The sequence below is a fragment of the Peribacillus sp. NPDC056705 genome (assembly GCF_043656335.1).
The window spans coordinates 31,447-44,859 of record NZ_JBHTYI010000012.1 but is presented as its reverse complement, the minus strand read 5'-3'; the positions used below and the strand labels follow the sequence as shown (position 1 = coordinate 44,859).

Sequence of the window (13,413 nt, the reverse complement as noted above, 5' to 3'; positions counted from 1 at the left end):
ATCCTATCCTATATACGCCTGCTTTAAAGTTTTAATGTCAATTTTCTTCATTTGGAGCAGCGCTTTCATTAGTCTTTCCGATTTTTCAGGATTCGGGTCGTTTACCATCTCGGTTAGTTCCGCAGGGACAATTTGCCATGAAACACCAAATCTATCTTTCAGCCAACCGCACACTTGCGCTTTTTCGTCTCCGCCTTCGGAAAGTTTCCCCCAATAATAATCCACATCTTCTTGATCCTCGCAATGGATGATAAATGATATTGCCTCTGTGAATTTGAATTGAGGACCGCCATTCAATGCTACGAATGCTAGTCCTTCCAACTCAAATTCCACGGTCATCACTGATCCCTCTTGCTTCCCGTGGATTTGATTCCCTTCATTTCCATAGCGAGTAATTCTTCCAATCTTAGAATTTCCGAAGATGGAAGTGTAGAACTTTGCCGCCTCTTCAGCTTGAGTATCGAACCACAAGTTAGTTGTGATTTTTTGAATTTTATTTTTCATAATTTCTCCTTTTCGATTACATATTTGAGAATTCAATTTTTACTAGCCAATCAGTTAACTGATAACCTTTATATAGCATCCCCTAAGGGTTAACGAAAAATTGTTTCCTTAGTTATAGAATCTTTGCCCTTGGTGATGGAAATACAAAAAGGATATAGAAACTTTTCACCAGTGAAAAGACCTATATCCAAATCGAAGATTAATCAATAAAGGCTCATCTTCATTTCTTAGCTCTCGAAGTTAAATTGCCAATTGATTCCGAATTTATCGGTTAACTGACCGTAAATTTTACTCCAGAATGTTTCTTGGAGCTCCATACCAACCGTGCCTCCTACACTAAGTTTGTTAAAGATCGATTTAATTTCTTCCAAATCATTACCGACATATGCCAGGCTGATATTGTTACCTTCAACAAAGGGCATACCAGGAAAAGTATCGGAAAACATGACATTGCTTCCATTAATATTCAGCCTTGTATGCATGACTAAATTTTTCGCTTCTTCTGGAAGGGGAAATTCCGGATTAGGAGGTGTTTCACCAAAGGTCATGATATTTGGTTGCTCCGTTCCAAAAACCTCTGCGTAAAACTCTACTGCTTCTCGACAATTCCCATTAAAATTAAGATATGCATCAACTGACATTTATCTCACTCCTATTTTTTAATTTATTATTCGTTGCTATAAGTTTAATGACATCATGTTTCATTATTACCTGACGAAAAATTCCGGTGGTTCAATTCCGAGCGTTCTAAGATAGATATACCCTTGTCCCCTATGATGGATTTCATTTTCCAAAGCATATTGAAGTCTATCAAAGTGGCTTTGTGAGGGACCGAAAAAGGGATCCTTTTCCACGACTGCAAGCGTTCCCTCATTCATTTCCTCCCACAGTTTCCTTGTATCAGCCCTTACCGCTTCGCATGCTGAAACTAGTTCCTCTTTGGTGGAAATCCCAGCAAACGAATCTGGATACTCCCAAACACTAAGTGCAATACCACGCATATATCCAGTCTCAATGTTCATGATTTCTTTAACCATCTCTGCGAAAGGGCGAAGCTTCCCAGCCGGGGTATAGTTAAATAATTCCTCTTCAGGAAAGGCTTCAACCACCCGCATCGTTAATCTCCTGTTGCCTTCTAATATATTTAGCAAACCCTCTTTCGATAGAACCATCATTTCACTCTCCTTTGAGAAATACTCTGTATAGAAGTTCTGGGGAAAATCGAAAAGTCCTGCTACTCCTGCAAATTTTTACTCCCATAAGAGTGGTGGAGTTATGGAACGATTAACGGTGATAGCGCAATATCTGGAAGGGAATTCGCACATACAGATTACTTGGATCATGCAGAAGTGATAATTAAGCAATATTCGTAAGAAATTGACTTCCAAAAGCCAGGAACCTTGGTAAATATTGATTAAATTTTGTATTTATTATACCATTCAATTAGTTATCTAGTTCCAACCAACAATATGCTTATACTTAATGGATATCATTAATAACGGAGCCAGAAGAAAGGGAGAGAAGCAAATGATTAATAAAGTCGGTCAAATCATGTTATATGTAAATAACCAAGACGAGTCATTGAAATTTTGGACGGAAAAATTCGGTTTTAGTGTAATTTCTGAAGAAGATAACGGCCAAGGGCTAAGATGGATTGAAATAGCCCCAACAAAGGAAGCACAAACGAGTATCATCCTTCATAATAAGGAATTCATTGCTAAAATGCAGCCTGAATTAAATCTTAATACACCTTCGTTAATGTTTTACTCGGATAATCTTGATGAATTATATAAAGACTTTTCTGAGAAGAATATCAAAGTCGGGGAAATTGTGAATATGCCATCTGGAAGAGTCTTCAATTTTGCTGATAATGAAGATAATTACTTTGCGGTCATGGAAAAGAAGTAAATCATTTATCTATAAATAAAGAACATCAAAACGACTAGAAAAACTATTTTTAGTCATTTTGATGTTTTTTTATACTACTATTTAGTCTGCAGGCCTTGGCCCAGCAGGAAGTCCAGAGTTCTCAACAGTCTTGATCGGCCGAACGGTTATGTCCCCATTCACGTAAATTTGACAAGATAAACGCAAATGATCTTCCATCCCTTTTTCTTCAAAGATCTTTTTTTCTTTATGTGTGACCTCCAAAAAATCACCTGCGAAAATTTCCACTCTGCAAGTTGTACATTTAGCCTTCCCGCCACATCGGTGAAGAATATTAATACCGTGATCTTCCAATGCTAATACTAACTTTTTTCCATTTTCAACTTCAAACGTTCCTTGGTCAAATACTGTTACACAAGGCATCTAATACCACCTCTTATTATAAGATATCTTTCAACAGGTCATTTACATATCTATTCACTTACCTTGTCCATATGACATAAAAAAATGTGAAGTCATTACTGATTGATAGTTAAGATGAATAATTAATTATCTTGAAGACAAACTTTAAGTACATTCATAATTATAAATTTAACAAGGTACAAACAGAGCTAGGGAAAATTAGTATGTTCTTTTAGAGAGCCAATTAAGATTTATTGAATAAAAGAGAGTGAAATTATAAAAGGGAGGTGCATGCCTGTGACTAATGGCAATTGTGATTTTTCACCAATGAAACAAATGTTAAAAGAGGAAATTCGTCAAGTAATATCGTCATTACAGGATAACTTAGAAGCAATGGGTGATGAAAATTATTGTCTTCTTGGAAATTTTGAGAAAATAAAGGATAAATTCGTATACATCGATATGAAAGCAGCAACCTTTTATTTGAACTGTTATTTGTCACCGTTTACGGACAAATATCCCGAATTGTCAATTTGTGTACAAAATTTGTCAAACTTGAGACATGGCGGGTTAATTGTGATTCAACGGGGAGATCCTCTTGATTCTTTGATCCAACCAGGTATTTCAATAGGAGCGGAGTTAACCCATTCTTTATTGGAATCAATTTTTTTTCCTGGAAATCCACTACATGATGGTGCTGTATTGGTTAGTCAAAATCAAATTGTTTCCGCAGCAAATGTCCTTCCGCTTTCCGAAAGATCAACAGGAGGAAAAAAACTTGGAACACGGCATCGCTCTGCTTTAGGTTTATCTGAACGAAGTGATGCCCTTGTATTGGTCGTATCAGAGGAAACAGGAAGAGTTTCATTCGCATTTAATGGGAATCTGTACCCAATTAATGCTCATGGTCCTATATAGAATTTTTGAACAATTAATAGTGATTATATGTTGTAGGTAATTCACTCCCCGGAAAAATAATCATTTTGGGTAAAGGATAAACATATTTTTATCAATTTTGTCATTAAAAAGCTTATTTTTCTCGGAATTACGGGTACGGAATAGGTCTTGAATTAATGAACCCGGTGATTTTTACCGGGTTTTTGGTTGCTTTTTATATAAAAAAAGGCATATGATAAATAAGGAGTCTCAATCAGAAAAGTTATAAAACGAAAGAGGATTTTAAATGATAACCATTAAAAGTGAACGAGAAATAAATTTGATGCATGAAGCGGGCAAACTTCTTGCTGCGACGCATAGAGAAATTGCAAAAATGATAAAACCGGACATCACGACTTGGGAAATCGAAGAATTTGTCGATAAGTACTTGGCTGAGCATGGTGCTACACCTGAACAAAAGGGCTATAACGGCTACAAATATGCAACGTGTGCATCAGTGAATGATGTGATATGCCACGGCTTTCCGCAAAAGAAAGCCTTAAAAGAGGGAGACATCGTTACGATTGATATGGTGGTGAACCTTAACGGAGGTTTGGCGGATTCAGCTTGGACATATGCAGTCGGTGAAGTTTCCGATGAAGCTCAGCGTTTAATGGATGTAACCAAGAATGCTTTATATAGAGGCATCGAAGTTGCACGTGCAGGAAATCGCCTTGGGGACATCGGGCATGCAATCCAGTCATATGCAGAAGGTGAAAAGTTTTCTGTCGTTCGCGATTTTACAGGGCACGGAATCGGTAAAACCATGCACGAAGACCCAACAGTCCTGCATTATGGTAAGCCAGGTAAAGGTGCGCGTCTAAAAGAGGGAATGGTCATCACGATCGAGCCAATGTTGAATGCAGGAACATGGCATATGAAAATGGACCAAGACGGCTGGACGGCGAGAACGGCAGATGGAAAACTCTCCGCCCAATATGAGCATACCCTCGTCATTACAAAAGAAGATCCGATCATTTTAACGGAACAGTAAACAAAAAGAAGAAACGGCCTTATCATGTGCCGTTTCTTCTTTTTGCTTTATTAAAATATATCACAATAAACCTCGACAGAATATTCTGAACCCTGCCCCCCCCAATAGAGCGAATTCGAAAAATTAGTAATAGGCAGTCAGGCATTAAAAACTTTACTATTATGTGGGAGCACAGGATAATAAGGGGAAGGAAGAAATAATTAATAATATGTTATATAAACACATTATAAAGGGGGTTTTGACAGTGAAGAAAGGGGAGAAACTGTCTGCAACGGTTGAAACGGTTGGGTTGAGCCAGCGGGAATTTTTAACGATTTTTTTACTACACTCTTTGAGAATAAAAGCGAATTATCCAAGGGCGATTCATCAGGACCTAAAAAATACGTTCACTGGAAAAGTGCATAGCTATGACTATCTATGTAAAATATCCAATACGCTAGTCGAATCCAACCATTTATCATTATATACGGATAAGGGAAGAAATTATTATCAAATTACTGAAAAAGGCAAAGAACTTTACATATGGTACCAAGAAAATTTCCTGGAACGGTTTTCAGAAGTGAAAAAGGTCATTGATCGCTTCATGTTCGATTTAAGGGGTTCTGGTGAAAACCCACCGGTCATTAATGAACTGCCAGAAGAATACAGGTCGTATTTCTCGAAAATAATATCGGTGAAAGACCTTGTCCGTTATGTAACTTTAAAAGCCGCTTTCACTAAGAAGCCTATTTACATGGGGGAAATTGGCGATCTGCTTAAAAATCAGTTCGGTTGGATTGCTTCAAACGGGTATTTGTACGATTTATCTCATGAAATGGAAGAGAACGGCCTTCTTGTCGGCAGATGGGAAAGTGAAAAACGAACTAAACGATATTTACGAATCACCGATGAAGGACAGCATCATTACAAACAGATTGCGGATTCTGCAGCCTTTCAAGTCCAGGAAATCCAAAAATATATGGCCAGTGTCGTTATGTTCCTAAAAGAAAAGAGTTAAATGAATATATGAAATGGAACCCCTTAATTTTGCAAGGAGATTGGAGTTACATGCTTAAATTGGATCGTTTCAGGGTAAATGTTACTTAAAAAACTTCTTAACAAGGGGGAATGACTGATGGTGGAAAAAAACGAAGAAATGGGAAGCCTATTCAGTTTCATTAAAGGCCAGGTAAATAAGCTGCCCATTTCACAATCGAAAAAGAACAAAATGCTCGACCAGCTCTTAAAGTTAAAAACAATGACAGTTGATGCAAGGGAACCGAGAATTGCTCTTGTCGGAAGGCGGGGTTCCGGAAAATCATCACTGATCAATGCGATGTTTGGACAGGAACGGCAATATGTCAGTTCCGTTAAATCTGGAACGGGTAAGGGAAAATGGCTATGGTACCCGAGTGATGCCGAGCCCAAAATCCGTTTGCTGGACTCCAGGGGGCTGGGAGAGAGTGAAGCTCCTACTGAAGAGTTCGAAGAAGAAACACCAATGGATGAATTGATAAAAGCGGTAACCGAAGAACAGCCTGATGTGTTTCTTTTCTTGATTAAGGCAAAAGAAGCTGATTCACGGATTGAAGAAGATTTACAAGAGTTGAAAAAGCTGCGCAAAATCGTTAAAGAGAATCACCATTATGATGTACCTGTCATCTGTGTGATCACACAAGTGGATGAATTAGATCCGCCACATTATAAACAAGTACCTTTTGATGCCAATCCTAAGAAAAAACAAAATATTGATGAAGCCATCGCTTTGATGTCAAAACGATTTAAAGAGAGTGATATACCATTATTGAACATCATTCCTACTTGTTCGTATATTGATTTTGATGAAGGCGGAAATATTGAATATGATATGCGTTGGAACATAGAATTGCTTTCTGATTACTTGATCGAGGCCTTACCCAGTGAAGCGAAGCTGAAGACTGCCAAAGCGATGCAGAGTCAATTCGTTAAGAAGAAATTCGCGCGGACGATAGTGGGAACGTTTACGGCAATAGCCGGTATAATCGGTGCAGAGCCAATACCTTTCGCTGATTTTCCCATTTTGACTGGCATTCAAGGTTTGATGATTGTGGTGATTGGTTTTATCGCGGATAAAGAAATCAATACGAAAACGGCAAGTGAATTCATTGCAGCATTAGGGGTCAATGTTGGAATCGGTCTCCTTGTCAGAGAAGGTGTCAGGGCTGCAGTCCGTTTCATCCCAGGAGCTGGTCTAGCCGTTTCCGGTGCCGTAGCGGGCGCGGTCACATATGGAATCGGGCAAGCAGCGATAGCTTACTTTCTCGAAAACAAAGATATTGATCAGGCGAAGGAAGCTTACAAGAATGCGAACAAAGAATATAAAAATGAAGATATTGACTCTTAATGGGCAAATTCAAACTATAAACTACACTAAGGTGATATGATAAAGTGGAGTTCGCAGTTCTGTTTCTGCTGCTGTATGGTTCAGGATTTTCTACAGGAGGGATGATCTTCATGTCGTTTTTTCAATCACGGAAGCAAAAGGAATATATACAAAAATTAGAGGAAGCGATTCAGTCCTTTTCCAGCCGAGCTGAAGCGCTTGATGATTCAAATGGATTTCCTTTTGAAAACATTCAGGAGTTAAAGGAATTTGGATATCCCCAATTAACATTAGCAAAAGAAGATGGCGGATATGGCGGTTCCTTATATGATTTTCTCCTTTGCCAAGAAAAAATAGCCCAATATTGCGGCCCAACAGCCTTAGGGATAGGCTGGCATGTTGGAACGGTCCTATCCTTAACGGAGAAGAGACCGTGGGAAAAAGGAGTCATGGATGAATTGTTTGATGAAGTGTCGAAAGGCGCTCTCATCAACACGGCGGCATCCGAGGCTGGAACGGGAAGCCCGACGCGCGGAGGCCGACCGGAAACGATCGCCATCAAAAAGGGTCAGCAATGGAAGTTGAATGGCAGAAAGACCTTTACTACACTCTCTCCTGTCCTTGATATTTTTCTAGTAACGGCATGGGTTCCCGAGGATGAGCGGCTAGGCACATTTTTAATTCATCGCGATGTAATGGGGGTAAGTATAGAAGAAACTTGGGATATGATTTCCATGCAGGGGACAGGAAGTCATGATTTGGTGTTAAATGACGTCAGCCTGCCTGAAAAGTATTATGTCATGAAAAGCAATCCAGGTGAAAAAAGAAAACCTGAAGCATGGCTATTACATATACCGGCCTGCTACTTGGGAATCGCGGTGGCAGCCAGAAATTACGCAGTCGAATTTGCAAAAACCTATTCTCCCAATAGCTTACCAGGACCAATCAGGGACCTTCCGAATGTTCAAAGGACAATTGGGGAGATGGAACTGGAATTGGGAGAAGCACACCATTTCCTGTACTCCGTCGCAGAAAAATGGGTGCGGAACCCTGAAGATCATGATGAATTATCGAAGCAATTGGGTGCTGTTAAGTTATCGGTCGTCAACAAATCGATTTCCATCGTCGATAAAGCGATGAGGGTCGTCGGAGCCAAAAGTTTACAACGAAATAATCCCCTGCAACGTTACTATAGGGATGTACGCGCAGGACTTCATAATCCTCCGATGGATGATGCGACAATCACCATGCTCGCAAAGTCAGCTCTTTATTAAGATTATATTCGGATATTTTGATGGCACTGAAATGACTTCGTCGTTTCAGTGTTTTTTTCTATCCTTGAATCATCTCGCCTCTAGCTGCATCTTTTTTTACTCCTGCATGGAAATTTCACTAGCATATCATTCTCTATCTTGTTATTATTGATATACCTGTCTAAATCTTCGAAAAATATCGAAAGTTCGGTGTATAAATGAATCTTATGACAAAAGATTTACTGATTAACTTTTTAATTATCCTTTTTCCGATCTTTTTACTGCAAATGAGCTATCTAGTGAAGTATGTATATCGTTTAGATGCATTAAAAGGATCCTTCCTATCTATTTTCCCTATTCTTTCACTTGTTCTATGCATGCTATTTCCCGTTGTTATGGAAGAGGATTTTGTTTGGGATCTCAGATGGATCCCTTTTCTTTTAGGCGGTTTATATGGAGGCTATCGGTTAGGAATCATATTGATCGTCATCACTCTTCTTATTCGCTATATATCAGGGGGGGAAAATGGATTTTATATCTCATGCATCACTTTTCCACTCATTGGAGTTTCCTTGTTTTTTATATCTAAATACTATCTTAAAATGTCTGTAAGTAAAAAAATCTGCATGGGTATATCATTAATATTCATTGTTCAAATTCTCACACAGTTTATTTCAACAGAAGTATTTGAACTTACTATCGGGATAAGTCTATGGAAACAATACTTCACGATCCATGTCATAGGAATCGTTGTTGTAATCTTATTATGGGAAGTCATCCTCACTAATTTTCAGGTTCTCGAAAAATTAGTGAAAGCGGAAAAAATGCAGGTCGTCAGTCATCTGGCTGCAAGCATATCTCATGAAGTCAGAAATCCCCTTACAGTTACCAGGGGATATATTCAAATGTTAAGCGAAGACGTGTCTTCCCATACAAAGGTCAAATATGCAAATATTGCACTGAATGAATTAGATCGGGCCACGGATGTGATTAATGATTATTTGACGTTTGCTGCCATAAGCCCTGAAAACACAGAGCGATTAAGGGTATCCGAGGAAATTCAGCATGTCGTGGACAGCATAAAACCCTTTGCTGATAATAATGGAATAAAATTGAAGTTATTCCTTCTCGAAGATAGGGCTAATTATGTCATGGGTGAAAGGAAGAAATTCCAGCAATGCTTGTTCAATATCATAAAGAATGGAATAGAATCGATGGACCATGATGGCGAAATATACATTCATTTATTTCATGCAGCCTCCACCATCCAAATTAAGATCCAAGATCAAGGAATTGGAATGACACAGGAACAAATATACCGTTTAGGTGAGCCTTACTTCACGACAAAAAATAAAGGGACGGGATTAGGCATGATGGTTTCGTATAGCGTTATCAAAAGCATGGATGGAACGGTACATGTATCAAGCGTACAAGGGAAAGGGACATGTTTCACTATTAACCTGCCCATACATAGAAACGAGTTTATTTAAGTTAGTGTAAATTGACGGTTTTAAACTCATAGATTACAATTTAAGTAAAATACCAATATTATGAAATGATTCAATAACGCATTTGATACCTAAGGGAGATGACGAAATGAAATCGCTTACTGATGGGCAAATCATTTGGGAACCGACAATGGAACAAATCGAGCAAACGGTATTGACTCAATATGTGAAATGGTTAAAAGAAAAGAAAGGTTTAACATTTCATGATTATCATGAATTATGGAAATGGTCGGTAGATGAACTGGAGGAATTTTGGGCTTCACTTTGGGAATATTGTGATGTAAAAGCAGCCAGGAAATATGATAGGGTATTAGCCGAGCAATCCATGCCAGGTGCGAAATGGTTCGAGGGGGCAAGGCTTAATTATGCTGAAAATGCATTATTGAATGATCAAGAAGAGAAAACGGCGATTTTTTTTCGTTCAGAACATATCAGGAAGCAAGAGGTCAGCTGGAAAGAGCTGAAAGAAAAAGTAGCTTCTGTCGCCCATTCATTAAGGAAACTTGGTGTGAAATCCGGTGACCGTGTTGTTGCCTATATGCCGAATATTCCTGAAGCGGTCATAGCTTTCTTGGCAACAGCAAGCATAGGTGCCATCTGGTCCAGTTGCTCACCTGATTTTGGGGCAAGAAGTGTCATAGATCGTTTCAAACAGGTTGAACCGGTTGTATTACTGGCGGTTGATGGGTATCAGTACAATGGAAATGTATATGATAAAACATCAGTCGTCTCACAGCTTATACAGGAATTGGTCACTGTCAAGCATACCGTTTTGGTTCCTTACATAGAAAAAAAGATTTTGGAAGTGAATCTAGAAGATGTGATTCCTTGGGATGACCTTTTAGAAGAAAAGGCAGAATTATCTTTTGAAAGTGTTCCGTTCGATCATCCGCTGTGGATCCTTTATTCATCAGGTACAACCGGGATGCCAAAACCAATTGTACAAGGGCATGGCGGAATATTATTGGAGCATTTTAAATCAACAAAAATCCATCAAGGCATGACTTCCGGGGATACTGTATTCTGGTTTACGACGACAGGCTGGATGATGTGGAATCTCCTTATGGGCGGTTTGCTTAATGAGGGGACCATCGTCCTTTATGACGGCAGTCCCTCTTTTCCGAATATGGATGCCCTTTGGGAATTGGCGGAAGATACAGGCATGACTTTCTTTGGAACAAGTGCACCTTTCCTTACCAATTCCATGAAATTAGGTAACAAACCGATGGGAAAATATGATTTATCCAAATTGAAGTCTCTTTTTTCCACTGGAGCTCCATTGTCTGGCGACGGTTATAAATGGGTGTATGAGAATGTCAAGAAGGATATCTGGCTCAGTTCATCCAGTGGAGGAACTGATGTCTGTGCCGGTTTTGTTGGCGGTGTCCCAACCTTGCCCGTGAGAATCGGAGAAATACAAGGAAGGGCATTAGGGGTTTGTGCGGAAGCCTTTGATGTGCATGGTCAAACATTGATTAATGAAGTCGGTGAATTGGTCATTACCAAACCGATGCCGTCCATGCCGCTATACTTCTGGAATGATCAAGACGGGTCAAGATACTACGAGAGTTATTTCGATACATATCCTGGCATATGGAAACATGGTGATTGGATAAAGATTGACGACAAGGGCAGCTGTATCATTTATGGACGTTCCGACTCGACCATCAACCGTTCTGGTGTAAGGATGGGAACTAGCGATATCTACCGGGTCGTCGAAGCGATCGACGAGGTGATGGAAAGCCTTGTCATTGATAGGGAAGTGCTTGGCCGCGGTTCCTCACTGCTGCTGTTCGTTGTTCTTAAGCCCGGTAAAACCCTGGATACAGCATTGACGGCAAAAATCAAGGAACAAATCAGAGGGCATGTGTCCCCTCGCTTTATTCCTGACCAAATCCATGTCGTTGAACAAATTCCAAAAACATTGAACGGAAAGAAAATGGAAGTTCCGATTCGGAAAGTGTTATTAGGGTTCGAGTTTGATAAGGTAGTGAATGCAGACTCCATGGGAAATCCAGAATCGCTACAGTTCTTTAAAAAATTAGCTCTCGAGCTGAATGAGAAAAAAATATTCTAGCATGAAGGCGGAGCGTAAAGTTCCGTCTTTTTTCGTTTCTGGATAAATTTATAAATACAAAGCAAATAGATCTAAAATAGCATCATAATCATGATCAATTGCTAATTTTAATTTTTAACTTCTCCTTATATCCACTCTTTCAGATAAATAATTTTTGATTTTTTTCATTGTTTATAGCCACTCACCTAAGTAATTCTAGTATTCATTAATTAATAATTACCAAAATTCATGTTAGTAAGTACCGACACTAAATAAATGGTTCATAAAGAATTTATTCCATAAACAGGCTGCCTCCACATTCAAACCATTTTTTCACTTCAGTGATGATTGAATTGGGATAATTTATTTAAACAAAACGAGACAAAACGAGACAACAATCTCATTTTGTCTCGTTTTGTTTCGACTGAAAATAGATAAAATCCTCATTTTAGCGACCTCCCATCTTGGCACGGCATTTGCAATATCAATATAAAGAATGACTCATTATTAATGATTGGGGGCTAAAAAATGGAAACGGTTCAATCGAATGAAATAAAGTTATCACAGGACAGGGCTTATTGGATGTACAAAAAAATGCTGGAGATCAGGAAATTCGAAGACCAAGTTCATGAATCTTTTGCAAAAGGGATTTTACCAGGTTTTGTCCATTTATATGCTGGGGAAGAAGCGGTAGCTGTTGGAGTATGTGCTCACCTTTCCGAAAAGGACAGCATTACAAGCACTCACAGGGGTCATGGCCACTGTATTGCAAAAGAATGTGACCTAAACGGGATGATGGCTGAAATCTATGGGAAAGTGACAGGGCTTTGCAAGGGAAAAGGCGGTTCCATGCATATTGCCGATTTGGATAAAGGGATGTTAGGTGCAAACGGGATAGTTGGCGGAGGCTTTCCGCTCGCATGCGGTGCAGCATTAACTGCGAAATATAAAAAGACCGATCATGTTAGTGTTTGCTTTTTTGGTGATGGTGCCAATAATCATGGGACATTCCATGAGGGTATAAATCTGGCAGCAATTTGGAAGCTACCCGTAATATTCATCGCAGAGAATAATGGGTATGGGGAGGCAACGCCATTCAATTATGCTTCTAGCTGTAAAACGATAGCCGATCGGGCGATTAGCTACAATATCCCGGGTGTCCGAGTGGATGGGAAAGATGTGCTGGCTGTGTATAAGGCTGCCGAAGAAGCCGTTCAGAGGGCTCGCAGGGGAGAAGGTCCATCATTGATCGAATGTGTTACATATCGTAATTATGGACACTTCGAGGGAGATGCACAGAAATATAAAAAAGAACAAGATAAAAAGGAGCATAAACAAGAGAAAGATGCGATTGCCCTGTTTAGGAATTACTTACTCAAACAGAATCTGCTGGCGGAAAAAGAACTGATTTCTCTTGAGATTGCCGTTGAGGAATCTATTAAACAAGCAGTTAAGTTCAGTGAAGATAGCCCATATCCAGATGCTTCCGATTTATTAAAAGATGTTTATGTATCCTATTAAATGATAAAAGG

The 13,413-nt window shown here is 39.2% G+C and carries 13 protein-coding genes; 9 read left to right on the top strand and 4 right to left on the bottom strand.

Annotated elements, in window-relative coordinates; translation table 11 throughout:
* Window positions 1–3: 3 nt before the first annotated feature.
* From ACFRAK_RS16040 to ACFRAK_RS16030, 3 genes are all read right to left on the bottom strand, one after another.
* Entirely contained in the window at window positions 4–504 is a 501-nt protein-coding gene (locus ACFRAK_RS16040) for a VOC family protein (RefSeq protein ID WP_387598520.1), read from the bottom strand.
* A 227-nt stretch (window positions 505–731) separates the two neighbouring features.
* The gene (locus tag ACFRAK_RS16035) at window positions 732–1,145 is read right to left on the bottom strand and encodes a VOC family protein (protein ID WP_387598522.1); all 414 of its coding nucleotides are present in this window, start codon (window positions 1,143–1,145) and stop codon (window positions 732–734) included.
* Window positions 1,146–1,211: 66 nt separating this feature from the next.
* Window positions 1,212–1,679, bottom strand: coding sequence for a DinB family protein (locus ACFRAK_RS16030; protein WP_387598524.1), 468 nt, complete (start codon window positions 1,677–1,679; stop codon window positions 1,212–1,214).
* A gap of 352 nt (window positions 1,680–2,031) precedes the next feature.
* Between ACFRAK_RS16030 and ACFRAK_RS16025 the strand changes: the two genes are divergently transcribed.
* The gene (locus ACFRAK_RS16025; RefSeq protein WP_387598527.1) at window positions 2,032–2,412 is read left to right on the top strand and encodes a VOC family protein; all 381 of its coding nucleotides are present in this window, start codon (window positions 2,032–2,034) and stop codon (window positions 2,410–2,412) included.
* A gap of 81 nt (window positions 2,413–2,493) precedes the next feature.
* On the opposite strand, the gene ACFRAK_RS16020 is transcribed toward ACFRAK_RS16025, so the two are convergent.
* Window positions 2,494–2,814 (bottom strand): 2Fe-2S iron-sulfur cluster-binding protein, encoded by a 321-nt coding sequence (locus ACFRAK_RS16020; protein WP_387598530.1) that lies wholly within the window; start codon window positions 2,812–2,814, stop codon window positions 2,494–2,496.
* 270 nt (window positions 2,815–3,084) lie between these two features.
* On the opposite strand from ACFRAK_RS16020, the gene cdaS reads away from it, so the two are divergent.
* The 8 genes from cdaS to ACFRAK_RS15980 all read left to right on the top strand — a co-directional run bounded on the left by cdaS (window position 3,085) and on the right by ACFRAK_RS15980 (window position 13,402).
* The gene (gene cdaS, locus ACFRAK_RS16015) at window positions 3,085–3,711 is read left to right on the top strand and encodes a sporulation-specific diadenylate cyclase CdaS (protein ID WP_387708574.1); all 627 of its coding nucleotides are present in this window, start codon (window positions 3,085–3,087) and stop codon (window positions 3,709–3,711) included.
* A gap of 265 nt (window positions 3,712–3,976) precedes the next feature.
* Entirely contained in the window at window positions 3,977–4,723 is a 747-nt protein-coding gene (gene map / locus ACFRAK_RS16010) for a type I methionyl aminopeptidase (protein ID WP_387598535.1), read from the top strand.
* A gap of 244 nt (window positions 4,724–4,967) precedes the next feature.
* A complete protein-coding gene (locus ACFRAK_RS16005; protein WP_260284924.1) occupies window positions 4,968–5,720 on the top strand; it encodes a PadR family transcriptional regulator in 753 nt (250 codons plus the stop codon).
* Window positions 5,721–5,837: 117 nt separating this feature from the next.
* Entirely contained in the window at window positions 5,838–7,085 is a 1,248-nt protein-coding gene (locus ACFRAK_RS16000; protein WP_387598540.1) for a GTPase family protein, read from the top strand.
* 110 nt (window positions 7,086–7,195) lie between these two features.
* Window positions 7,196–8,338 carry an acyl-CoA dehydrogenase family protein gene (locus tag ACFRAK_RS15995; RefSeq protein ID WP_387598543.1) on the top strand — a complete coding sequence of 381 codons (1,143 nt, stop codon included), beginning with the start codon at window positions 7,196–7,198 and terminating at the stop codon, window positions 8,336–8,338.
* 197 nt (window positions 8,339–8,535) lie between these two features.
* Entirely contained in the window at window positions 8,536–9,807 is a 1,272-nt protein-coding gene (locus ACFRAK_RS15990; protein WP_387598546.1) for an ATP-binding protein, read from the top strand.
* A 106-nt stretch (window positions 9,808–9,913) separates the two neighbouring features.
* The gene (locus ACFRAK_RS15985) at window positions 9,914–11,902 is read left to right on the top strand and encodes an acetoacetate--CoA ligase (RefSeq protein WP_387598549.1); all 1,989 of its coding nucleotides are present in this window, start codon (window positions 9,914–9,916) and stop codon (window positions 11,900–11,902) included.
* A 507-nt stretch (window positions 11,903–12,409) separates the two neighbouring features.
* On the top strand, window positions 12,410–13,402 hold the full coding sequence (locus ACFRAK_RS15980) for a thiamine pyrophosphate-dependent dehydrogenase E1 component subunit alpha (RefSeq protein WP_387598552.1): 993 nt from the start codon (window positions 12,410–12,412) through the stop codon (window positions 13,400–13,402).
* Window positions 13,403–13,413: the final 11 nt, after the last annotated feature.